Annotated in this window: 19 protein-coding genes; 12 read left to right on the top strand and 7 right to left on the bottom strand. The window is 67.5% G+C overall.

Annotated elements, in window-relative coordinates:
* Nucleotides 1–11 precede the first annotated feature (11 nt).
* Nucleotides 12–1,973, bottom strand: coding sequence for a lytic transglycosylase domain-containing protein (locus BM009_RS00405; protein WP_254772090.1), 1,962 nt, complete (start codon nucleotides 1,971–1,973; stop codon nucleotides 12–14).
* Between the two features lie 101 nt (nucleotides 1,974–2,074).
* On the opposite strand from BM009_RS00405, the gene dapA reads away from it, so the two are divergent.
* The 6 genes from dapA to BM009_RS00375 all read left to right on the top strand — a co-directional run bounded on the left by dapA (nucleotide 2,075) and on the right by BM009_RS00375 (nucleotide 9,650).
* Nucleotides 2,075–2,956, top strand: coding sequence for a 4-hydroxy-tetrahydrodipicolinate synthase (gene dapA / locus BM009_RS00400; RefSeq protein ID WP_093292662.1), 882 nt, complete (start codon nucleotides 2,075–2,077; stop codon nucleotides 2,954–2,956).
* 67 nt (nucleotides 2,957–3,023) lie between these two features.
* Nucleotides 3,024–3,506 carry an SsrA-binding protein SmpB gene (gene smpB / locus BM009_RS00395; RefSeq protein WP_093292660.1) on the top strand — a complete coding sequence of 161 codons (483 nt, stop codon included), beginning with the start codon at nucleotides 3,024–3,026 and terminating at the stop codon, nucleotides 3,504–3,506.
* Nucleotides 3,433–4,047 (top strand): DUF2062 domain-containing protein, encoded by a 615-nt coding sequence (locus tag BM009_RS00390; protein WP_093292658.1) that lies wholly within the window; start codon nucleotides 3,433–3,435, stop codon nucleotides 4,045–4,047. The genes smpB and BM009_RS00390 overlap by 74 nt, the downstream gene beginning before the upstream one ends.
* Nucleotides 4,048–4,121: 74 nt before the next feature.
* On the top strand, nucleotides 4,122–6,515 hold the full coding sequence (locus tag BM009_RS00385; RefSeq protein WP_093292656.1) for a hybrid sensor histidine kinase/response regulator: 2,394 nt from the start codon (nucleotides 4,122–4,124) through the stop codon (nucleotides 6,513–6,515).
* Nucleotides 6,516–6,554: 39 nt separating this feature from the next.
* Nucleotides 6,555–6,908 carry a response regulator gene (locus tag BM009_RS00380; protein ID WP_093292654.1) on the top strand — a complete coding sequence of 118 codons (354 nt, stop codon included), beginning with the start codon at nucleotides 6,555–6,557 and terminating at the stop codon, nucleotides 6,906–6,908.
* A gap of 57 nt (nucleotides 6,909–6,965) precedes the next feature.
* Nucleotides 6,966–9,650: a valine--tRNA ligase gene (locus BM009_RS00375; RefSeq protein WP_093292652.1), complete on the top strand. Its 2,685-nt coding sequence runs from the start codon at nucleotides 6,966–6,968 to the stop codon at nucleotides 9,648–9,650.
* 151 nt (nucleotides 9,651–9,801) lie between these two features.
* Here BM009_RS00375 and BM009_RS00370 read toward each other — a convergent pair whose 3' ends face one another.
* Nucleotides 9,802–10,686, bottom strand: coding sequence for a diacylglycerol/lipid kinase family protein (locus tag BM009_RS00370; RefSeq protein WP_093292650.1), 885 nt, complete (start codon nucleotides 10,684–10,686; stop codon nucleotides 9,802–9,804).
* A 113-nt stretch (nucleotides 10,687–10,799) separates the two neighbouring features.
* On the opposite strand from BM009_RS00370, the gene BM009_RS00365 reads away from it, so the two are divergent.
* Nucleotides 10,800–12,173 carry a cryptochrome/photolyase family protein gene (locus BM009_RS00365; RefSeq protein WP_093292648.1) on the top strand — a complete coding sequence of 458 codons (1,374 nt, stop codon included), beginning with the start codon at nucleotides 10,800–10,802 and terminating at the stop codon, nucleotides 12,171–12,173.
* A gap of 6 nt (nucleotides 12,174–12,179) precedes the next feature.
* Here the strand turns inward: BM009_RS00365 and BM009_RS00360 are convergent, their stop codons facing one another.
* On the bottom strand, nucleotides 12,180–12,470 hold the full coding sequence (locus tag BM009_RS00360; RefSeq protein WP_093292646.1) for an I78 family peptidase inhibitor: 291 nt from the start codon (nucleotides 12,468–12,470) through the stop codon (nucleotides 12,180–12,182).
* On the bottom strand, nucleotides 12,467–13,642 hold the full coding sequence (rnd, locus tag BM009_RS00355) for a ribonuclease D (protein ID WP_093292644.1): 1,176 nt from the start codon (nucleotides 13,640–13,642) through the stop codon (nucleotides 12,467–12,469). Before rnd ends, BM009_RS00360 begins: the two co-directional genes overlap by 4 nt.
* A 147-nt stretch (nucleotides 13,643–13,789) precedes the next feature.
* Here rnd and aspS point away from each other — a divergent pair, with 147 nt between their 5' ends.
* From aspS to BM009_RS00340, 3 genes are read left to right on the top strand one after another with little or no spacing between them, the layout of a single operon-like run.
* A complete protein-coding gene (gene aspS, locus BM009_RS00350) occupies nucleotides 13,790–15,592 on the top strand; it encodes an aspartate--tRNA ligase (RefSeq protein ID WP_093292642.1) in 1,803 nt (600 codons plus the stop codon).
* Nucleotides 15,593–15,608: 16 nt separating this feature from the next.
* Nucleotides 15,609–16,625: a 2-hydroxyacid dehydrogenase gene (locus BM009_RS00345; protein WP_093292640.1), complete on the top strand. Its 1,017-nt coding sequence runs from the start codon at nucleotides 15,609–15,611 to the stop codon at nucleotides 16,623–16,625.
* An 8-nt stretch (nucleotides 16,626–16,633) separates the two neighbouring features.
* Nucleotides 16,634–17,410, top strand: coding sequence for a polyphosphate kinase 2 family protein (locus BM009_RS00340; protein ID WP_093292638.1), 777 nt, complete (start codon nucleotides 16,634–16,636; stop codon nucleotides 17,408–17,410).
* A 173-nt stretch (nucleotides 17,411–17,583) separates the two neighbouring features.
* Here BM009_RS00340 and BM009_RS00335 read toward each other — a convergent pair whose 3' ends face one another.
* A complete protein-coding gene (locus tag BM009_RS00335; RefSeq protein WP_093292636.1) occupies nucleotides 17,584–18,213 on the bottom strand; it encodes a carbonic anhydrase in 630 nt (209 codons plus the stop codon).
* Nucleotides 18,214–18,343: 130 nt separating this feature from the next.
* On the opposite strand from BM009_RS00335, the gene lipA reads away from it, so the two are divergent.
* Nucleotides 18,344–19,276, top strand: a complete 933-nt coding sequence (gene lipA / locus BM009_RS00330) for a lipoyl synthase (RefSeq protein WP_093292634.1) — start codon at nucleotides 18,344–18,346, stop codon at nucleotides 19,274–19,276.
* Nucleotides 19,276–19,773: a type II toxin-antitoxin system RatA family toxin gene (locus BM009_RS00325; protein ID WP_093292632.1), complete on the top strand. Its 498-nt coding sequence runs from the start codon at nucleotides 19,276–19,278 to the stop codon at nucleotides 19,771–19,773. The genes lipA and BM009_RS00325 overlap by 1 nt, the downstream gene beginning before the upstream one ends.
* Here the strand turns inward: BM009_RS00325 and BM009_RS00320 are convergent.
* Both BM009_RS00320 and BM009_RS00315 read right to left on the bottom strand, forming a co-directional pair.
* Nucleotides 19,698–20,234, bottom strand: coding sequence for a CinA family protein (locus tag BM009_RS00320; RefSeq protein ID WP_093292630.1), 537 nt, complete (start codon nucleotides 20,232–20,234; stop codon nucleotides 19,698–19,700). The genes BM009_RS00325 and BM009_RS00320 overlap by 76 nt on opposite strands.
* A 39-nt stretch (nucleotides 20,235–20,273) precedes the next feature.
* Nucleotides 20,274–21,431, bottom strand: a complete 1,158-nt coding sequence (locus BM009_RS00315; RefSeq protein WP_093292628.1) for a bifunctional 2-C-methyl-D-erythritol 4-phosphate cytidylyltransferase/2-C-methyl-D-erythritol 2,4-cyclodiphosphate synthase — start codon at nucleotides 21,429–21,431, stop codon at nucleotides 20,274–20,276.
* Nucleotides 21,432–21,587: the final 156 nt, after the last annotated feature.

Genomic DNA, 21,587 nt, shown 5'->3' with positions numbered 1-21,587 from the left:
GGCCCGCGCTATCAGCCCGGCCGGCTCTTGCCCAGATACCAGCTGAGGTTCGCCGTACCCTTGCTGCGCGCATAGGACGGGTTCATCAGGTCGTAGACCACGGCGTTCTCCAGCACGCGCTGGACATAGTTCTTGGTCTCGAAGATCGGGATCTGCTCGATCCAGCGGACCATGTCGCCGCCGGGCAGGCGCGGGTCGCCATAGGCGTTGAGCCATTTGTTCACATTGCCCGGCCCGGCATTGTACGCCGCCACCGCCAGCGGATAGCAGCCGCCATAATAAGTCAGCATCCGCTGAAAATAGCTGGAGCCGAGCTGGATGTTGTAATCGGTATCGGCGTTGAGCGCGCCGGGATCATAGCCCATGCCGAGCTTGGTCGCCGTCTCGCGAGCGGTGCCGGGCATCAGCTGCATCAGGCCGCGGGCGCCAGCGCGGCTGACCGCGTCGCGGTTGAACTGGCTTTCCTGGCGCGCAATCGCGTGAATGATCGTCCAGTAATCACGCTGCCCCTCGGGCACCTTCACCGACGGGTAGCCGGCGGCGCTATAGTCGGACAGGCCGTTCTGGAGCGCGCTGCGGCCGACCATCACGCCCAGGTCCGGGCGGCCCAACGTGCGGCTGAGATCGGCGGCGAGGAGATGGTCGTCCTCGGTCGTCGCATCCTCTGCGATCTTGCGGAGGAACAGGCTCTGGTCGCTGCGATTGCCCATCTGGCCGAGCAACTGCGCGGCGCGGACCAGCTCGCCGCGGTAAAAGGCCTCGCGCGCACCGGGCGACGCGGTCTTGCCGGTGAGGTCGCGCGGCCCCCGCAGCGGCTGGCCAAGGCGCTCGACCGCGAGCTGGCCGTAGAACAGGTCCGGGAAACCGCTCGCACTCGCATAATAGGTGCGCGCGCTGGTCGCGTTTCCGGCGGCCTCGGCGGCGCGACCGGCCCAGTACAGGCCTTTGGACTGCGTGCCCGGCGTCTTCGAGCCATGGCCGTAGCGCGCGAACATGCCCACGGCATCGCTGGGCCGCCCGAGATTGTAGAGCGCCACCGTTCCGGCGAGCCAGGTGAGGCTGGTATAATCGTCGCGCACCCCGAGCGAGAGCTCGCTGACGTCGGTGCCCGAGGGGAAGGCGTCGTCTACCTGCGAAGCGATGCGATAGGCGAGGTCGTACTGCCCGTCCGCCAGCGCGCCGCGCGCGGCCGAGAGCAGTACCTCGTACCATTTCTCCGGATCGCCCGGGAAGCCCGCCATGCGGCGCGGCTGGGCGAGATAGGAGCGCATGAGCTGGGTCTGGCCGGTCTGCCCGAGCCAGCGCGCGCGATCGGCAATATAGCCATGGTCGGCGCCGCCGCGCGCCTCCGCCAGGCTGGCCTTGGTCGCCGCGTCATAGGCATTGGTACGATAGGCGATCCGCGCGTCGAACACCGGGCGCAGCTCGGGCGAGGTATAGACGAGCTGCCGCGTCGCGATGCTGGTCGCGCCCTGCCAGAGCAGCATATCCTCGCGCGCGTCATGGTCAGCGGGACGGAGCGCGGTGCCGAAGGACGCCAGCAGCTTGCTCTCGTCGGTCGTGCGCAGGATGCCGGCGCGCCAAGCACGACGGGCCTGGTCCTCCCCCTCGGCGCGGCGGCCGGTGGCGGCGAGCGCCTCGGCATAGCGCAGGCGTCCGGCGGGGGTGATCGGCGGAAAGCGGGTGAAGAAGCGAACGGCGAGGTCCGGCATCGTCGCGCCGCTGTCGAGGATCGTCTCGGCGGCCGCGCGGCGGCTCTTCTCGCCCGGCCAGCCGGGATGGGCGAGCAGGAAATTGGCATAGTCGGAAAAGGCGTAATTGTCCGATTGCTGCAGGCGCTTCCATTCGACCAGCGCCGTGCTCACCGGATCATATTGCGCCTGGGCCTGCGGCACGAAGCCGCCCGCCAGGGCCGCCAGCATCGCAGGGGTTACCTGCGAGGAGGCCGCCAGTCCCGAAACACCGGCGAACACCAACGCGCCTTTGAGTACCGTACCGACCATCTGGACATGATAGGAGATCCGCCCGTATCTGCCACCCCGTTTCTACCGAAAAAAGAGGATGATTCCGCGCGATGTTTTCTGGATCGATCCCTGCGCTCGTGACGCCGTTCCGCAGCGGCGCGTTCGCGGAGGAGGATTTCCGCGCGCTCGTCGAATGGCAGATTACCGAAGGCTCGTCGGCGCTGGTGCCCTGCGGCACCACCGGCGAGGCCGCGACCATGCCCAAGGACGAGCATTTCCACATCGTGCGGGTCTGTGCCGATCAGGCGAAAGGCCGGGTGAAGATCCTCGCGGGCGCCGGCTCCAACGACACCAAGGTGGCTATCGACAACGTCCGTGCCGCCACGGATGCCGGCGCGGACGCCGCGCTGATGGTGCCGCCCTACTACAACCGTCCGAGCCAGGAAGGCATCTTCCGCCACTTCGCCGCGGTGGCCGAGGCGACCGACTTGCCGATCGTGCTCTACAACGTGCCCGGCCGTACCGTGACCGACATCCAGCCCGCCACCATGGCGCGGATCGTAAAGGCGTATCCGGAGACCTTCGTCGGCGTGAAGGACGCGACCGGCAACCTTGGCCGCGTCTCCGAGCAGCGCGCGGGCTGCGGCACCGGCTTCGTTCAGCTCTCGGGCAATGACGAGACCGCGCTGGCGTTCAACGCGATGGGGGGCGTCGGCTGCGTGTCGGTGACGGCCAATGTCGCGCCCAAGCTGTGCGCCGAGTTCCAGGCGGCCTGGGCGGCGGGAGACACCAAAAAGGCGCTCGAACTGCATGACAGGCTCTACCCGCTCCACATCGCGATGTTCACCGATGCCTCACCGGGGCCGGTCAAGTATGCGATGGGCCGGGTGCGCCCGGGCTTCCCGCAGGAACTCCGCCTGCCGATGACCGAGGCGGGGGAGGCCAGCCGCAAGGCGGTCGACGCCGCACTGGAATTCGCCGGGCTCCTCTGAGCTTCGGACCGGAGCGCCAACAAACGGCTGGCGCTCCGGGCTATGCGTCCCTACATCCCGCGGTCTTATGGCCCGTCCACGTCCCCAGGAATTCGACAAGGTAAAGACCGTCGCCGAGAACCGGCGCGCGCGTTTCGACTATTTCATCGAGCAGGTCTATGAGGCTGGCCTGGTGCTCACCGGCACCGAGGTGAAGTCGCTGCGCTTCGGCGAGGGCTCGATCGCCGAGGCCTATGCCGAGATCAAGAGCGACGCGGTATGGCTGGTCAACGCCAACATTCCCGAATTCAGCCACGGCAATCGCTTCAACCATGAGCCCAAGCGGCCGCGTAAACTGCTCCTCAACGAGCGCCAGATAAACAAGCTGCATGGCGCCGTCGCGCGCGAGGGCATGACGCTGGTCCCGCTGTCGGTCTATTTCAACGCCAAGGGGCGTGCGAAGGTCGAACTGGCACTGGCGAAGGGCAAGAAGACGCATGACAAGCGCGAGACCATCAAGGAACGCGACTGGAAGCGCGAACAGTCGCGCATCCTCCGCGACCGCGGCTGACGGCGTGCGACCGGGGCGCCTGCAACGTCTGGCGGCCAGGGCGATCCCTAGCAGGGAGTCGATCGAGACCAATCGCTGGCTGAAGCCCATTGCCGGGCGGGTGATGCATGCATCGCTGTGGCGGTTCACGCGGCGTTCGGTTCCGCGTGGCGTGGCGCTCGGCATGCTGACCGGGATCCTGGTGCCGATGGGGCAGATCCCCGCCTCGGCCGTCCTCGCGCTGCCGCTGCGCGCCAACATTCCGGCTGCGGCGGCAACCACCTTTCTCACCAACCCCTTCACCACGCCGCCGCTCTGGATCGCAGCCTATGGCCTCGGCAGCTGGATGCTCGGAGTTCGCGTGGGGGGAGAGGTGTTCGAGGGCAACGCGTCGGCGTGGCTCGATTGGTTGCTGCATAACGGCGGGCCCGCATTGCTAACCGGGCTGGTCACGCTCGCGGTTGCGCTCGCCATTCTGGGCTATTTCGGTAGCGGTCTGGCCTGGCGCTGGTGGATTCTCCGCAAGCGGCGTCGGCGGCTGAGCCTGCGTGCGGCAGCTTGATGTAACGCAACGCAGCATCCAAGGTGACGCGATCGGCGCTTGACGCTGGCGCGGGGACGGAACATCGGTGAACGATGGCTAGTCTGCCCGACGCCGAACTGCCCAAGCCGTCGCTGCTGCTGCCGATCGTGGCCGTGGTGGTCACCGGCGTCGCCGCGGCTGGCGTCATCCTCACCAGCCTCAACGATCACGCGATTGCGATGGGCTTCCTCGCCGCGGCGCTGCTCGCGGCCGGCATGATGCTCGCAATGGGGCGGCTGTTCCGATCGCCCACGACCAGCATCGAACGCTATACCGACTGGGCGATCGCCCATGCGCTCGCTTCGGCCAGCGACGATGCGCTGGCGGTGACCGACCGCAGCGGCCGGCTGGTCTGCGCCAATCCGCGCTACGAGGCGCTGTTCGGCGGCTGGCCAACCCCGCCCAATCTGCCGATCGGCGACGAGGGTGAGCGCGCGCTTGGCGCCTGCGCCCGCGCCGCCTGGCGCGACGGCGAGAGCCGCTGCAGCGACGTCCAGGTGTTCGGCGCGCAGGTGGCGGTGCGAGTCGTCCGCGTCGGCGACGAATCGCTGGTGTGGCGGTTCATCGGTATCCACGCGCTCGACCTGGCGGTGCAGGTGCAGGGGCTGCTCGCGGGCCCGACGGGCGATCGATTGGGCGGCGCGGGGGTGATGGTGGTGCTGGTGGCGCCCGACGGCCGCATCCGTTCGGCCAACCGCGTGTTTCGCCACCGCGCGCTCGGCAGCGCCGATGCGATCGCCGACGGGCGCGATTTTGCCGGGCTGCTGATCACGGACTCGATCGGCCAGGTGCGCTTCGAGCGCGAGGGCATCGAGGGCACGCCGCTGCGCGTGCTGCAGATCCCGTTTCTCGAAGGCGATGAGGCGCCGCTGCTGGTGGCGCTGCTCGACGAGGAGCCTACGGCGATCGCGGCGCCCGCGCTCGCCGGCAGCGCCGCGGGGCATGTCCACGCGCTGATCTCGCTGCTCCCGACCGGCCTCGCGCTGATCGACCGCGACGGCCGCTTCCTGACGATGAACGAGGCGTTCGTCCGCACCGCCCGGGTGCATCCTGCAGCGCCGCCGCTCTATCCGGGCGACCTGGTGGTTCGCGAGGACAAGGCGACGCTGGCCGATGCCGTTCGCCGCTTCGCCGGCGGCGCGCCGCAGTCGCTCGAGATCACGGTCCGGCTGAAGGACGCCTCGGAAGAGCCGGTGGCGATCACCATCGCCGGCGCGCGCGGGCTGGGCGACGCGGCGGTGCTGCTGAGCCTGCGGGACTCGGGCGAGGAGGGCAAGCTCAAGCGCCAGATCGCGCAGGCGACCAAGATGCAGGCGGTGGGCCAGCTCGCCGGCGGCGTGGCGCACGATTTCAACAACATCCTCACCGCGATCATCGGGCATTGCGACTTGATGCTGATGCGCCACTCGCCCGGCGACAGCGATTATGACGACATCCAGCAGATCCGCGCCAATTCGAACCGTGCTGCCAGCCTGACCCGGCAGCTGCTTGCCTTTTCGCGCCAGCAGACGCTGCGGCCGCAGGTGCTGCAGTTGCCGGACATCATCTCCGAAGTGTCCAACCTGCTCAAGCGGCTGCTCGGCGAAACGGTGTCGCTCGACGTTAAGCACGGTCGCAACCTGGGGCCGGTGCGCGCCGATCCGGGGCAGCTCGAGCAGGTGGTGGTCAACCTCGCGGTCAACGCGCGCGATTCGATGATCAGCAAGAATCCCAGCGGCGGCGGCTCGCTGACGATCGAGACGCTGGCGGTCTCGTCCGCAGACGTCCGGCGCATGGACGACGACGTGCTGCCGGTGGGCGACTATACCGCACTGCGCATCTCGGACACCGGCACCGGCATCCCGCCCGAAATCCTGCCCAAGATCTGGGAGCCTTTCTTCACCACCAAGGAAGTGGGCAAGGGCACGGGGCTGGGCCTGTCGACCGTCTACGGCATCATCAAGCAGTCGGGCGGCTATATCTTCGCGGAGAACAATCCCGGCGGCGGGGCGGCGTTCACCATCTACCTGCCGGTGCATACCGCGCCCGAGGCGACGGTGGCGAAGCTGCCGGTGGTCAAGGAAAAGCCCGCCGATCTGTGGGGCACGGGCACGATCCTCGTCGTCGAGGACGAGGACATGGTTCGGGCGATCGCCGAACGTGCGCTGACGCGGCAGGGCTACTCGGTGGTCACCGCCGAAAATGGCGAGGTCGCGCTTGAAACGATCGAGACGATGGAGAAGCCGGATCTGTTGGTTTCCGACGTGGTGATGCCGGTGATGGATGGCCCCAGCATGGCGCGCAAGGTGCGCGAGCGCTGGCCCGACCTGCCGATCCTGTTCATGTCCGGCTATGCGGAGGAACAATTGCGCCGTTCGATCGATCTCGACAATGTCGCCTTTCTCCCAAAACCCTTTTCCGTGCAACAACTTGCAGAAGCGGTTCAGGAGATCTTGGTGGTCAAATAAGTGCTTGGCACGAAACCATTTTCCTGCAAAGGGGGTAGCATGCAGGGTCCGCGTAACATTCTCATCGTCGAAGACGAGCCGTTGATCGCGATGATGCTCGAGGATTTTCTTGATGCATTGGATCGCGTGCCGGCGGGCACGGCCGACAATGTCGCCGAAGCGCTCGACCGGATTGGTGCCGGGGGCATCGATGCCGCGATCCTCGACGTCAACCTGCGTGGCGGCGAGCAGAGCTGGCCGATCGCCGACAAGCTTGCCGAACTCGGCATTCCCTTCGTGCTCGCGACTGGCGGCGCCGACGACAGCATCGCCCATTCGCATCGCGACCGGCCGGTGCTCTCCAAGCCGTTCACGCTGGACCGGGTCGACAAGGTGCTCAGCAACCTCAGCTGAGCTTTCAGCGCCAAGGGTTGTGCGCGGGGCAGGGGCGACGCTAAAGCCCCTGTCATCATGACCGAACTCCCCAAGACCTTCGACCCCGCCGACATCGAAGCCCGCTGGTATGCCCATTGGGAAGACGAAGGCCTGTTCCGCCCCGAGCGCCAGGGCGCCGAGCCCTGGACGATCGTCAACCCGCCGCCCAACGTGACGGGCAGCCTGCACATCGGCCACGCGCTCGACAACACGCTGCAGGACATCCTCGTCCGCCATGCGCGGCTGAAGGGCAAGGACGCGCGCTGGGTGGTCGGCACCGACCATGCCGGCATCGCGACGCAGATGGTGGTCGAGCGCCAGCTCAACGCCGCCGGGCAGAAGCGTACCGACTTCACCCGCGAGGCGTTCGTCGACAAGGTATGGGAGTGGAAAGCCGAGAGCGGCGGCCAGATCACCCGCCAGCTGCGCCGGCTCGGCTGCTCGATGGACTGGGCCAACGAGCGCTTCACCATGGACGAGGGCTTCTCCAAGGCCGTCCTCAAGGTGTTTGTCGAGCTCCACCGCCAGGGGCTGCTCTATCGCGACAAGCGGCTGGTGAACTGGGACCCGGGCCTCGGCACCGCGATCTCGGATCTCGAGGTCGAGACCAAGGAAGTCCGCGGCAATTTCTGGCATTTGCGCTATCCGCTGGCGGACGGCTCGGGCTTCATCCAGGTCGCGACGACGCGGCCCGAGACGATGCTGGCCGACATGGCGGTTGCCGTGCACCCCGAGGACGAGCGCTACAAGGCGCTGATCGGCAAGCAGGTCAAGCTGCCGATCACCGGCCGGCTGATCCCGATCGTCGGCGACGAGCATGCCGATCCGGCGCTCGGCTCGGGTGCGGTGAAGATCACGCCGGGCCATGATTTCAACGACTTCGAAGTGGGTGTTCGCGCCGGCATCAAGGCCGGCGAGATGCTCAACATGCTCGATGCCAAGGCGGCGATCTGTCAGACCCAGGACGGGCTGGTGCCGGCCGAACTGATCGGGCTCGACCGCTTCGAGGCGCGCAAGACGATCGTTGCGCGGCTGAAGGACGAGGGCTTCCTCGTGCCCTTCGTCGACAAGGAAGGCGCCGAGCACGACGCAGAGCCGCGCACGATCCAGACGCCCTATGGCGACCGTTCGGGCCAGGTGATCGAGCCGTGGCTGACCGATCAGTGGTATGTCGATGCCGCGAGGCTCGCCAAGCCGGCGATCGAGGCGGTCCGCTCGGGCGCGACCAGGATCGTGCCGAAGAGCTGGGAAAAGACGTACTTCAACTGGATGGAGAACATCCAGCCCTGGTGCGTCAGCCGCCAGCTCTGGTGGGGGCATCGCATCCCGGCGTGGTTCGATGCCGACGGCAAGGCCTATGTCGCCGAAACCGAGGAAGAGGCACAGGCGCAGGCGGGCGAGGGCGTTGCGCTCACCCGCGATCCCGATGTGCTCGACACCTGGTTCTCCTCGGCGCTGTGGCCGTTCGCGACGCTCGGCTGGCCCGAGAATAGCGACCCCACGCTCGGCGGCCGCTATTCGAACGATGTGCTCATTTCCGGCTTCGACATCCTGTTCTTCTGGGATGCGCGGATGATGATGCAGGGTTTGCACTTCATGAAGGAAGTGCCGTTCAAGACCCTGTATCTGCACGGTCTTGTCCGCGCCGCGGATGGCCAGAAGATGTCCAAGTCCAAGGGCAACACGGTCGACCCGCTGGGCATGATCGACAAATACGGCGCCGATGCGCTGCGCTTCTTCATGGCGGCGATGGAGAGCCAGGGCCGCGACATCAAGATGGATGAGAAGCGGCTCGAGGGCTATCGCAACTTCGCGACCAAGCTGTGGAACGCGGCGCGCTTCTGCCAGTCCAATGGCATTGCCGCGAGCAAGCATCTTGAGGCGCCGACGGCGGAACTGGCCGTAAACCGCTGGATCATCGCGGAAACCATCGCGACGGTGCAAGCGCTGGACCTGGCGCTGGCCGACCTGCGCTTCGACGAGGCGGCGAACAGCATCTACCAGTTCGTGTGGAGCCGCTTCTGCGATTGGTATCTCGAGCTGATCAAGCCGGTGCTGCAGGGCGAGGGCGTCGCTGCTGCGGACGCGGAAGAGACCCGTGCCGTCGCCGGCTGGGCGCTCGACCAGATCCTCGTCATGCTCCACCCGTTCATGCCCTTCATCACCGAAGAGCTGTGGTCGAAGATGGGCCCGCGCGACCATGACCTGATCGTCGCGCACTGGCCGATGGCCGATGCCCGCGCGCTCGATCCGTCGGCGGCGCAGGAGATCGACTGGCTGATCCGGCTGGTGAGCGAGATCCGTGCGGCGCGGACCGAACTCAACGTGCCGCCGGGCGCGCGGCTGGCGCTGCACATCCGCGATGCGTCTGCGGAGACCGTTGCCCGTCTGGCGCGGCAGGAGGCGGCGCTGGCCCGGCTTGGTCGCGTCGACCAGGCGCAGGGCGATGCCCCCAGCGGCGGTGCGCTGCAGCTGGTGGTGGACGAGGCTACCTTCGTGATGCCGCTGGGCGACGTGGTAGATCTGGAAGCCGAGCGTGCGCGCCTCACCAAGGCGATCGCGGCGGCCGAGAAGGAGCGCGACGGGCTTGCCGGGCGGCTCGGCAATCCGAGCTTCGTCGAGCGGGCCAAGCCCGAGGCGGTCGAGAAGGCGCGGGCGGATCATGCCGAGAAGGCTGCGGAAGCCGAGCGGCTTTCGGCGGCGCTGGCGCGGTTGGGGTAAGTTCTAGCCCGACTGACCCTCACCCTCCCATCGCTAGCGCGATGGGCCCCTCCCTCTCCCGCAGGCGGGAGAGGGGTTCTGGTCCCTCTCCCGCCTGCGGGAGAGGGAGGGAGCCGCGAAGCGGCGGAAGGGTGAGGGTGACTCTACCAGGCTACTCCGCCGCGTGCGGCACCATCACGTCGATCACCGCCGCTGCCACCGTCGCCGTCACCGGCGTCTTGGCCAGCACCTCGCCGTCGATCGAGATCGGCAGCGACGGCTCGGTAGCCACCCGCAACGATTGCCCGCGGAACGTCACCGTATCCTCCTTGCGCGCCTCCAGCCGCAGCACCGAGGCTGCCCAGTTGCGCACCAGCCGTGACTTGGTCGGGCCCTTCACCACCTGCACGACGATCTCGCCCGAGGCGACCCCGGCCTCGTCGACCAACTCGGTGCCGCCATGGAACGGCCCGTTCGAGATCCGCACCTCCACCGCGCGCAGGCGCTTGGCCTCGGCACCCTCGCCGACGATCACCGTGAACGGCTTGAACTTCACGAACTGCAGCGCCGCCCAGCTGAGATAGCCCATCCGTCCGAACCAGCGCTTGGCGTTGTGCGGCACGGTCTCGGCGATCTGCGGCGACAGGCCGATCGCGGCGGTGCTGGCATAATAATCGTCGTCGATCATGCCGAGGTCGATCCGCTTGGGTCGCCCCTGGAGGATTGCATCGATGGCGCCGTCGACGTCGAGCGGAATGCCTAGCGACCGCGCAAAGCTGTTGGCGGTGCCGAGCGGCAGCACGCCCAGCGTCACGCCCTTGCCGACCAGCTTGTCGACGAGCCCGCTGACCGTGCCGTCGCCGCCCCCCAGGATCACCAGCTCGGGCTTTTTCGCAAGCACCTCGTCCAGCACCGTCTCCAGCCGGTCGGGATCCTCGACTGCATGCGCGTCGACCGGCATGTCTTGTTCCCCGAACCGGGCGCAGGCGCGGTCGAACCAATCCTGGCCGTGGCGGGACTTGGTGTTGACGACCATCGCCGCCGATTTGAATGCCATGGGAGCCCCTCGATTGATGACGGAAGCGTAACGCCCGCCCGCGCGGATCGGGTCCATGCCCCCTGTTCCAGCGGACAGGTCGCCTTCGCCGAGACTTGCGCGTTTGTGCGCCTATGACCGCACCCGTCCTGCTCTGGTTCCGCCGCGACCTCCGCCTTGCCGATCAACCCGCGCTCGCCGCTGCAGTGGAGGAGGGGGCGGTCATCCCGGTCTATGTGCTCGACGACGAGACGGCGAAGCACCGCGCGATGGGCGGTGCTTCGCGCTGGTGGCTGCACCACAGCCTTGATGCACTCGACGCGGCCCTGCGCGACAAGGGTTCGCGGCTGATCCTCCGCCGGGGGAAGAGCGACGAGGAACTCGCGCGGCTCGCCGAGGAGACGGGCGCCACGACCGTCCACTGCATCCGCCATTACGAGCCCTGGTGGCGCAATGCCGAGCGGGCGGTGGCGCAGCGGCTCACGCTCTGCTGCCACGACGGCAATTACCTGCTCCCCCCAGGCGCGGTGACGACCGGCGCGGGCAAGCCTTACAAGATCTTCACGCCCTTCTGGCGCGCGTTGCGCGAGCGCTTGCCGCCGGCGCCGCCGCTACGGGTGCCGCAGAAGATCCACGCGCCGTCCAAATGGCCGAAGAGCGACAAGCTGGAAGACTGGGACCTGCTCCCGACCGCGCCGGATTGGGCCGCGGGCTTCCGCGAGGAATGGACGCCCGGCGAGGCCGGCGCCCATAAGCGGCTGCAACGCTTCCAGGAGCATGCCGCGCGCTATGACGACACCCGCAACCTGCCCTCTATCGAAGGCAGCTCGCGCCTGTCGCCGCACCTCCATTTCGGCGAGGTCTCGCCGGCGCAGGTCTGGCACGCGGTCGAGGATGCAGGCGGGCAGGTCGAGGAATATCTGCGCGAGCTGGGCTGGCGGGACTTCACCCAGAACCTGATCTGCCAGTTTCCCGATTATGCCGCGAAGAACGGTCGCCCCGCCTTCGACAAGCTCGAATGGCGGAGCGGTCGAGAAGCCAAGGCCGATCTCCGCGCCTGGCAGCGCGGGCAGACCGGCTACCCGATCGTCGACGCGGGCATGCGCCAGCTCTGGACGAGCGGCTGGATGCACAATCGCGTGCGGATGATCGCGGCGAGCTTCCTGATCAAGCACCTGCTGATCGACTGGCGCGAGGGCGAGCGCTGGTTCTGGGACACGCTGGTCGACGCCGATTACGGCAACAACGCGGTCAACTGGCAATGGGTCTCGGGCTCGGGTGTCGATTCGAGCCAGTGGAGCCGGGTGATGGCACCGCTCACCCAGTCCGAGAAGTTCGATGCGGCGGGCTATATCCGGCAATGGGTGCCGGAGCTCGCCAAGCTGCCCGATAGCGTGATCCACGATCCGGATGCGGCGGGATGCCGTCCCGCCGCCTATCCGCCCAAGCGCATCGACCACCGCGAGGCGCGGGAGCGCGCGCTTGCGGCGGGCCGGGCGGTTCGCTGAGGGGCCTCAGCCGCAGCGGGCGTCGGTGATGGTGCCGCTTGCGTCGACATGGAGGTTCAGCCGGTCGACGCGGAAGTCCATCGTCACCGCCGAGCCCGGCTCTACCCAGCGGACGCGCTTGGCGCCCGAGCGGGCGAGCGCATCGGCCTCGATCGCGGGCGAGCGCTGCTTGCCCTTGAGGTCCTGGATGCGGTTGGCGTCGCATTCGACCATTGCGGGCAGCGGCTCGGCCTTCTTCTGCGGCGCGCAGCCGGCGGCGGCGCCGGCAAGCGCGAGCAGGGCGAGGGCACGGATCATGCCGGGTCCTCGGTGCGGGTCATCTTGAGCTTGCCGTTGCGCACCGCAAAGCCGAGCTGGCCTTCGACCAGCGCCAGCGCATCGCGGCCGAACTGTTCGTAGCGCCAGCCCTCCAGGATCGGCAGGTCCTTGCGGACCCCGGAAGCCAGCGCCTCGAGATCCTCCGACCGCGCGAGCAGACGGGGGGCCACATTCACTTCCTTGGCGCGGATCTTGAGCAGCAGCTTGAGCAGATCGGCGACCAGCGCGCCGTCCTTGCCGAGCGAGGGCTTGCGCTCCTCGCGACCCGGCATCTCGTCCGCCGGCATCGGCTTCGATTCGGCAATGGCCGCCATCATCCGCCCGCCGATGTCGTTGCCCGCCCAGGCGGCGGAGAGGCCGCGGACCTTGGCGAGGTCGGCCTGCTTGCGCGGCGGGTTGGCGGCGATGTCGGCCAGCGTCTCGTCCTTGACGATGCGGCCGCGCGGCAGGTCCTTGCCCTGCGCCTCCAGCTCCCGCCAGCGGGCCAGCGCCTTGAGGCGGCCGAGCACTTCGGGCTTGCGGCTGTTGATGCGGACGCGCTGCCACACCTGGTCGGGATCGTTGCGATAGTTTTCGGGGTCGGAGATCCGCTCCATCTCCTGGTCCAGCCACACGCCGCGGCCGGACTTGCGGAGCTTCTCGAGCATCTTGGGGAAGATTGCGGAGAGGTGCGTCACGTCGGCGATGGCATAGTCGATCTGGCGCTTGTCCAGCGGGCGGCGCGCCCAGTCGGTGAAGCGAGCGCCCTTGTCGACGACGATGCCGAGATAGGTGTCGACAAGGTTGGAATAGCCGATCTGCTCGCCCTGGCCGAGCGCCATCGCGGCGACCTGGGTGTCGAACATCGGGTGCGGGGTCTTGCCGGTTAGGTTGTAGACGATCTCGATGTCCTGGCCGCCGGCGTGGAAGACCTTCAGCACGTCCTCGTTGTTGACCATCAGCTCGAGCAGGGGGCCCATGTCGAGGTTCGGGGCCATCGGATCGATCGCCGCGGCCTCCTTGTCGTTCGCCACCTGGATCAGGCAGAGCTCGGGCCAGTAGCTGTTTTCGCGCATGAACTCGGTGTCGACTGTGATGAAGTCGGACTTCGCGAGGCGTTTGCAGAGTTCGGCGAGGGTGACGCTGTCTTCGATCAGACCATGAATGTGCATCGCATGCCCATATACCGGTCTTCGGGTTGACAAAAGTGGGGTGTGACCGGAATGCGCGCGGTCATAGTGTTTCAATATCGTCGCGCCGGCCCGTTCCGGCACCGCCCCACCGGGCGGCGATGACGACAAGGTGAGAAGAACCGCAACATGCACGCCTATCGCACCCACACCTGCGCCCAGCTCCGCTCCGCGGACGTCGGGCAAACCGTCCGCCTGTCGGGCTGGGTGCACCGCAAGCGCGACCATGGCGACCTGGTGTTCGTCGACCTGCGCGACCATTACGGCATCACCCAGATCGTCACCGACGCAAGCGGCCCGGCCTTCGAAGCGATCGAGTCGCTGCGCTCCGAATCGGTGATCACCGTCACCGGCACGGTCGTTGCGCGCGACGCCAGCGTGGTGAACCCGAACCTGCCGACCGGCGAGATCGAGGTCCGCGCCGCCGAGGTGACCGTCCAGTCGGCCGCCGCCGACCTGCCGATGCCGGTGTTCGGCGACCAGGAATATCCGGAAGAGATCCGCCTGCGGAACCGCTATCTCGATCTGCGCCGCGAGAAGGTCCACAAGAACATCCTGCTGCGCTCGAACGTGATCGCGTCGCTGCGCCGCCGGATGATCGACCAGGGCTTCACCGAGTTCCAGACGCCGATCCTCACCGCGTCGAGCCCCGAGGGCGCGCGCGACTATCTCGTCCCCAGCCGGGTCCATCCGGGCAAGTTCTACGCGCTGCCGCAGGCACCGCAGATGTTCAAGCAGCTGCTGATGGTCGCCGGCTTCGACCGCTATTTTCAGATCGCGCCCTGCTTCCGCGACGAGGACGCCCGCGCCGATCGCAGCCCGGGTGAATTCTACCAGCTCGATTTCGAGATGAGCTTCGTCACCCAGGACGACGTGTTCGCCGCGATCGAGCCGGTGCTGCACGGTGTGTTCGAGGAATTCGCCGACTGGGAGGGCATGGGCCGCAGCGTCAGCGCGCTGCCGTTCAAGCGCATTCCGTACCGCGAATCGATGCTCAAATACGGCAACGACAAGCCGGACCTGCGCAACCCGCTGGTGATCACCGACGTGTCGGACTTCTTCAAGGGTTCGGGCTTCGGCCGCTTCGCCTCGATCGTCGAGGGCGGCGACGTCGTCCGTGCGATCCCGGCGCCGGGCACGCATGAGAAGAGCCGCAAGTTCTTCGACGACATGAACAGCTGGGCGCAGAGCGAAGGCTTCCCGGGCCTTGGCTATGCGACGCAGAAGGACGGCGTGTTCGGCGGCCCGATCGCCAACAACCATGGCCAGGACGGCATGAAGGCGATGGCGGAAGCCATGGGCCTGGGCCCCAACGACGGCATCTTCTTCGCCGCCGGCAAGGAAGCGCAGGCCGCCAAGCTCGCCGGCTTGGCGCGCACCCGCGTCGCCGACCAGCTGGAACTGATCGACAAGAAGCGCTTCGAGTTCTGCTGGATCGTCGACTTCCCGATGTTCGAATATGACGAGGACGCGAAGAAGGTCGACTTCAGCCACAACCCCTTCTCGATGCCGCAGGGCGAGCTGGAGGCGCTGGAGACCAAGGATCCGCTCGACATCCTCGCCTATCAGTATGACATCGTCTGCAACGGCATCGAGCTGTCCTCGGGCGCGATCCGGAACCACAAGCCGGAGATCATGTACAAGGCGTTCGAGATCGCCGGCTACACGCAGGCCGATGTCGACACCAACTTCGCGGGTATGATCAACGCCTTCAAGTTCGGCGCGCCGCCGCACGGTGGCTCGGCCCCGGGCGTCGACCGCATCGTGATGCTGCTCGCCGACGAGCCGAACATCCGCGAGGTGATCGCCTTCCCGATGACGCAGAAGGCCGAGGACCTGATGATGCACGCGCCGTCGGCGGTGAGCGACAAGCAGCTCAAGGAGCTGCACATCCGCCTGGCACCGGGCGTCGACGGCCCCAAGGCTGGCTGAGCGGAGACCGGCGGTCATGCGAGTCGCGGTGTTCAACACCAAGGCCTATGACCGCCGCTTCCTTTCCGAAGCGAACGCCCGCTTCGGGCACGACCTGACCTTCCTCGAACCCCGCCTCGATGCGCTGACCGCCACGCTGGCGGCGGGGCACGAGGCGGTGTGCGTGTTCGTCAATGACGGCGTCGATGGGACGGTGCTGGAAGCGCTGGCCAAGGTTGGCGTGCGGCTGGTGGCGCTGCGTTGCGCCGGGTTCAACAATGTCGATCTCCTCGCGGCCGAGCGGCTGGGCATTGCCGTGGTGCGGGTGCCCGCCTATTCGCCGCACGCGGTGGCGGAGTTCACCGTCGGGCTGCTGCTGGCGGTGGACCGCCAGATCCCGCGTGCCTGGTCGCGGGTGCGGGAGAATAATTTCGCGCTCGACGGGCTGATCGGTCGCAACCTCCACGGGCGCACCGTCGGCGTCGTCGGCACCGGCAAGATCGGCGCGCTGGTCGCCCGGGCGTTGCGGGCCGGGTTCGGCTGCACCGTGCTGGCGAGCGACCTTCATGCGGACCCCGAACTGGAAGCGATCGGCGTCCGCTACGTGGCCCGAGAGGAGCTGCTGCGCAGCGTCGAGATCGTCACGCTGCATTGTCCGCTGACGCCCTATACGCACCGCCTGATCGACGCACAGGTGATCGCGGAGGCGCGAGACGGACTGGTGATCGTCAACACCAGTCGCGGCGCGCTGATCGACACGGCCGCGCTGATCGACGGGCTCAAGGCGCGTAAGATTCGGGCAGTGGCGCTCGATGTCTATGAGCAGGAGGCCGACCTGTTCTTCGAGGACCTCTCCAACGAGATCATCGCCGATGACCAGTTCCAGCGGCTGCTCACTTTCCCCAACGTGCTCGTGACCGGCCATCAGGCCTTCCTTACCGAAGAAGCGCTGGCGGCAATCGCCGAGACGACGCTGGCCAGCATCGCCGATTTTGAAGGCGGCCGGCCGCTCGCCAATCGAGTCGATGCAGCCTTGATCGCCGCGCCGCGTTGAGCAGCCCCATGACCATCGATCTTTCCGACTACGAGGCCGGCGACCATTTCGACGGCGATTATGAAACCGAACTCGCCAAGCTGCAGAAGCGGCTGAGCCATATCCAGACCGCGCACATCATCCACAAGCGCCGCGCGATCATTGCGCTGGAGGGCTGGGATGCGGCAGGGAAGGGCGGGGTGATCAAGCGCCTCACTGCCGAATGGGACCCCCGCTATTATGAGGTCTGGCCGATTTCCGCGCCGACCCAGGAAGAGCTCGCGCACCATTTCCTCTGGCGCTTCTGGCAGCGACTGCCGGCGCAGCACAATATCGCGGTGTTCGACCGGACCTGGTATGGCCGTGTGCTGGTCGAACGGGTCGAGGGCTATGCCAGCGAGACCGACTGGCGGCGCGGCTATGCCGAGATCAACGACTTCGAGGCGCAGCAGGTCAACAACGGCGCTACGCTGATCAAGATCTTCCTCCACGTCACGCAGAAGACCCAGGACAAGCGCCTCCGCGACCGGCTGACCCATCCGTGGAAGCGCTGGAAGACCGGCATGGACGATTTCCGCAACCGTGCGCGCCGGGCCGATTATCTCGATGCGATGCACGAGATGTTCCACGAGACCGACACCCCGCACGCGCGCTGGACGGTGATCGACGGCAACAACAAGAAGGCCGCACGGATCGCGGCGCTGACCGCCATCGCCGAGCAACTGGAGAAGCACGTGCCGATGGTGCCGCCGGAGCTCGACCCGGAAGTGTTGAAGGTGGCGACCGAAGCGCTGGGTAAGTTCTGACCCTAAATTCCTCCCCGGAACGGGGAGGGGGACCATGCGCAGCATGGTGGAGGGGCCGCCGCGCCAGCGGCGGTAGGACCTGAAGCTCCCGGAAGACCGCGCCTCCGGCGCGGCCCCTCCACCACCGCCTTCGGCGGCGGTCCCCCTCCCCGTGCCGGGGAGGAGTTTAGACGCTACGCCGCCGCGAACATCCCGTCGTCGCCCATTACGTGCAGCACGCCGTCGGCGATCGCGAAATACGCGCCGTGGATCTTCAGTGTGCCCGCGGCCTCGCGCTCGGCGACGAAGGGGAAGGTGCGCAGGTTGCGGATCGAGACGCGGACGGTCTCCTGTTCCATCGCGCGCACCGCTGCCGGGCCCTCGCCATGCTCCGCCACGATCTTCTCGCGGGCGCCATCCAGCATGTCGACCCAATGGGCGATGAACCCGCCTTCGCCATTCTCGGCATCGGCGAAGCGCTGGGTGAGCGCCGCATGCGCGCCGCCGCAGGCGCCGTGCCCCATCACCACGATCTCGGGCACTTCGAGCTGCGTCACCGCGAACTCCAGCGCCGCCGACACGCCGTGACGACCGCCGCCCATCTCGAAGGGCGGCACAAGATTCGCGACGTTGCGCACCACGAAGATCTCGCCGGGCGAAGTATCGAAGATCTGCGCCGGGTCGACCCGGCTGTCGGAGCAGGCGATCACCATCACCTTGGGGCTCTGCCCTTCGGACAGCTCGGCCCAGCGGGCGCGCTGGGTGCTCCAGCCTTCGTTGCGGAAGCGGCGATAGCCGCTGAGGAGTGCGTCGAATCCAGCCATTCGTTTCGCCTATCCATCCTTTTTGCTCTTGTCGACCGCCCCAACGTTCACGCGCCGCTTACGCTCCGTGCAACCCCATGCGCAATTTCCGGGACTGGCGAAACGCGTTCGGGCGCTCTATCTGCCCCCCATGAACGAGCAGACTCCGCTGGCCCGGCCCGAACGCCTCCGCAAGCCCGATTGGATCCGCGTCAAGGCGCCCACGTCCGAAGGGTTCGCCAAGACCCGTGCGCTGATGCGCTCCAAGAACCTCACGACGGTTTGCGAGGAAGCCGCCTGTCCGAATATCGGCGAGTGCTGGACCAAGAAACACGCGACGGTGATGATCCTGGGCGACGTCTGCACGCGCGCCTGCCGCTTCTGCAACGTCAAGACCGGCATGCCGCGCAAGGTCGATCCGCTCGAGCCCCAGCACGTCGCCGAGGCGGCGGTGCAGATGGGCCTGGAGCACATCGTCATCACCTCGGTGGACCGCGACGACCTGCCCGACGGGGGTGCGAGCCAGTTCGTCAAGGTGATCGAGGCGATCCGCAAGGCGAGCCCGACTACCACGATCGAGATCCTGACGCCCGATTTCCGCAACAAGCACGAGGCTGCCGTCGAGGCGATCGTCGCGGCGCGCCCGGACGTGTACAACCACAATCTGGAGACGGTCCCCAGGCTCTATCCGATGATCCGCCCGGGCGCGCGCTACTACGCGTCGCTGCGCCTGCTGGAGACGGTGAAGCGGCTCGATCCGTCGATCTTCACCAAGTCGGGCATCATGCTGGGCCTGGGCGAGCAACGCCTGGAAGTGCACCAGGTGATGGACGACATGCGCTCGGCCGACATCGATTTCCTGACCATGGGCCAGTATCTCCAGCCGACGCCGAAGCACGCCAAGGTCGAGGAGTTCGTGACGCCGCAGAATTTCCAGGCGTACGGCGCGATCGCCCGTGCCAAGGGCTTCCTGCAGGTTGCATCGACCCCGCTCACGCGTTCCAGCTACCACGCCGGCGAGGATTTCGCCGAAATGCGCGCGGCCCGCGAGGCCAAGCTGGCGAAGGCGAGCGCCAAGGCCTGATGCCCAAGCACAGCGAAACCCGGCAGCTTCCTTACTCGCCGGAACAGATGTTCGATCTGGTCGCCGACGTCGCGCGCTACCCCGAGTTCCTGCCCTGGGTGAGCGCGATGCGCGTCCGCTCGTCGAGCGACACCCAGGTCGTGGCCGACATGATCGTCGGCTTCAAGGGGCTGCGCGAGACCTTCACCTCGCGCGTCACCAAGGCGCGGCCCGAGACCGTTCATGTCGAATATGTCGATGGGCCGCTCAAGCATCTGTCGAACGACTGGAAGTTCCGGCCGGACGGGCAGGGCGGTTGCTATGTCGATTTCTGCGTCGACTTCGCGTTCAAGAACCGGGTGTTCGAGATGCTGGCCGGCCAGGTGTTCGACCGCGCGCTCCGCAAGATGATCGGTGCGTTCGAGGAGCGCGCGGCGAAGCTTTATGCGGCTTCGGGTTCCTCGACCGGCACTTCGGGCGACGGCATCAACAGGTCGAGCGCGCACAACGCCGCCTGAAGGCGGATGCCGCCGCGGCCGTTATCCTCGAAATGGCGCGCGTCGGCGACGACGTGCTTGGGATCGGCGCCGCGGATCGCCTGGGCGAACACGACGGTGCCCACCGGCTTGTTTTCGGTCGCCCCGCCAGGGCCGGCGATGCCGGTGATGGCGACGGCGACATCGGCCTTGGTGCGCTCCAGCACGCCCTGCGCCATGCTCCAGGCAACCGCGATCGAGACGGCGCCGAAGGTTTCGAGCACGTCGAGGCTCACCTTCAGCACGTCCATCTTGGCATCGTTGGAATAGGTGACGAAGCCGGCGTCGAAGACGTCGGACGAACCCGGCAATTCGGTCAGCGCGGCGGAGACCAGGCCGCCGGTGCAGCTCTCGGCAACGGCGACGCGGCGGCCGGCGGCGCGGTTTGCGTCGATGACCTTACGCGCGGCTTCTACGAGCTCGGTGGGAAGAATCGTGTCCATAACGGCGCCCCCTTGCCATTGGATGAAGGGTGTTACGAGTCAGTTCCTTGCAGGTACGCGTACGGTTGCGACAGCCTGCGCCGCCATGCCCTCGCCGCGGCCGGTGAAACCCAGGCGTTCGGTGGTGGTCGCCTTCACGCTCACCTGCCCCGGATCGAGACCGAGGATCGCGGCGATCGAGGCGCGGATCGCCTCGCGGTGCGGGCCGATCTTGGGCGCCTCGCAGATCAGCGTCACGTCGATGAAGTCGAGGATGCCGCCTTCGGATGCGACCAGCGAGGCGGCATGTTCGAGGAAGCGGGCCGAGGCCGCGCCGCGCCACTGCGGGTCGCTGGGCGGAAAATGCATGCCGATATCGCCTGCGCCGATCGTGCCGAGCAGCGCATCCGTGATCGCGTGGAGCGCCACGTCCGCGTCGCTATGCCCGGACAGGCCCTTGCTGTGGGGGATACGCACGCCGCCGAGCCACAGCGCCTCGCCCTCCGCGAAGCGGTGGACATCATAGCCGGTCGCGGTGCGGACGCGCATGGCGGCGGCCAGCCGCGTCTCGGCGGCGGCGAAATCTGCGGGATGGGTGATCTTTTCGAGCATCGGGTCTCCGGGGACGAGCGCGACCTGGCCGCCGATCGCGCGCAGCATCTGCGCGTCGTCGGTCGCGTCCACCTCGGCGGGCCAGCGGCGGTGCGCATCGAGAATGGCGTCGAAAGCAAAGGCCTGTGGGGTCTGGACGCGGTAAAGAGCGTCGCGCGGCACGGTGTCGCCGATCAGTTCGCCTTCGCCGCGGACCAGCGTGTCGGCGACGGGGAGGGCAGGGATCGCCCCGCCGGTAGTGCCTAGGCTCGTCAGCAAATCGTCGATCACCCGAGCCGCGAGGAAGGGCCGGGCGGCATCGTGGATCAGGACATGGGTGAAGCCGCCGGCGAGCAACGCTTCCAGCCCGTTGCGCACCGACTCGCGCCGGGTGGCGCCGCCGGTGACGAAGGGCGTGGTGCCCAGCGCCGCTTCGAGCAGCGCTTCCTGGCCTTCGCCGATCACGGTCAGTACTGCGTCGATCTTGGGATGACTGCTCAGCGCCTGATGGGCATAAGCGAGCAGCGGCTTGCCGCCGAGCAGCGCATATTGCTTGGGCACGCTGCCACCTGCGCGGGTGCCGCTGCCGGCGGCGACAAGGATGGCGGCGGTCCTGAACGCGGTCATGGCGGAGCGCCTAGCCGAGTTTGCGGGACAGCGGTAGGGCCGACCCAATTCCTCCCCGGCACGGGGGAGGGGGACCGCGCGGCGCAGCCGCGTGGTGGAGGGGCCGCGCCGCGAGGCGCGGGACTCAGCTCGCGCGTTGGACACCGCCGCGTGCCG

The organism is Sphingomonas sp. NFR04, assembly GCF_900114095.1.
Classification (GTDB): Bacteria; Pseudomonadota; Alphaproteobacteria; order Sphingomonadales; family Sphingomonadaceae; genus Sphingomonas.
Note: the sequence above shows the minus strand (reverse complement) of the source record. Positions and strands in the feature narration are given on the sequence as shown.

Coding starts and splice junctions, on each gene's coding strand:
- BM009_RS00315 (WP_093292628.1), bottom strand. CDS start 21,431: ATGACCGCGTTCAGGACCGCCGCCATCCTTGTCGCCGCCGGCAGCGGC.
- BM009_RS00375 (WP_093292652.1), top strand. CDS start 6,966: ATGACCGAACTCCCCAAGACCTTCGACCCCGCCGACATCGAAGCCCGC.
- aspS (WP_093292642.1), top strand. CDS start 13,790: ATGCACGCCTATCGCACCCACACCTGCGCCCAGCTCCGCTCCGCGGAC.
- lipA (WP_093292634.1), top strand. CDS start 18,344: ATGAACGAGCAGACTCCGCTGGCCCGGCCCGAACGCCTCCGCAAGCCC.
- BM009_RS00380 (WP_093292654.1), top strand. CDS start 6,555: ATGCAGGGTCCGCGTAACATTCTCATCGTCGAAGACGAGCCGTTGATC.
- BM009_RS00360 (WP_093292646.1), bottom strand. CDS start 12,470: ATGATCCGTGCCCTCGCCCTGCTCGCGCTTGCCGGCGCCGCCGCCGGC.
- BM009_RS00385 (WP_093292656.1), top strand. CDS start 4,122: ATGGCTAGTCTGCCCGACGCCGAACTGCCCAAGCCGTCGCTGCTGCTG.
- smpB (WP_093292660.1), top strand. CDS start 3,024: ATGGCCCGTCCACGTCCCCAGGAATTCGACAAGGTAAAGACCGTCGCC.
- BM009_RS00325 (WP_093292632.1), top strand. CDS start 19,276: ATGCCCAAGCACAGCGAAACCCGGCAGCTTCCTTACTCGCCGGAACAG.
- rnd (WP_093292644.1), bottom strand. CDS start 13,642: ATGCACATTCATGGTCTGATCGAAGACAGCGTCACCCTCGCCGAACTC.
- dapA (WP_093292662.1), top strand. CDS start 2,075: ATGTTTTCTGGATCGATCCCTGCGCTCGTGACGCCGTTCCGCAGCGGC.
- BM009_RS00370 (WP_093292650.1), bottom strand. CDS start 10,686: ATGGCATTCAAATCGGCGGCGATGGTCGTCAACACCAAGTCCCGCCAC.
- BM009_RS00335 (WP_093292636.1), bottom strand. CDS start 18,213: ATGGCTGGATTCGACGCACTCCTCAGCGGCTATCGCCGCTTCCGCAAC.
- BM009_RS00340 (WP_093292638.1), top strand. CDS start 16,634: ATGACCATCGATCTTTCCGACTACGAGGCCGGCGACCATTTCGACGGC.
- BM009_RS00390 (WP_093292658.1), top strand. CDS start 3,433: ATGACAAGCGCGAGACCATCAAGGAACGCGACTGGAAGCGCGAACAGT.
- BM009_RS00345 (WP_093292640.1), top strand. CDS start 15,609: ATGCGAGTCGCGGTGTTCAACACCAAGGCCTATGACCGCCGCTTCCTT.
- BM009_RS00320 (WP_093292630.1), bottom strand. CDS start 20,234: ATGGACACGATTCTTCCCACCGAGCTCGTAGAAGCCGCGCGTAAGGTC.
- BM009_RS00365 (WP_093292648.1), top strand. CDS start 10,800: ATGACCGCACCCGTCCTGCTCTGGTTCCGCCGCGACCTCCGCCTTGCC.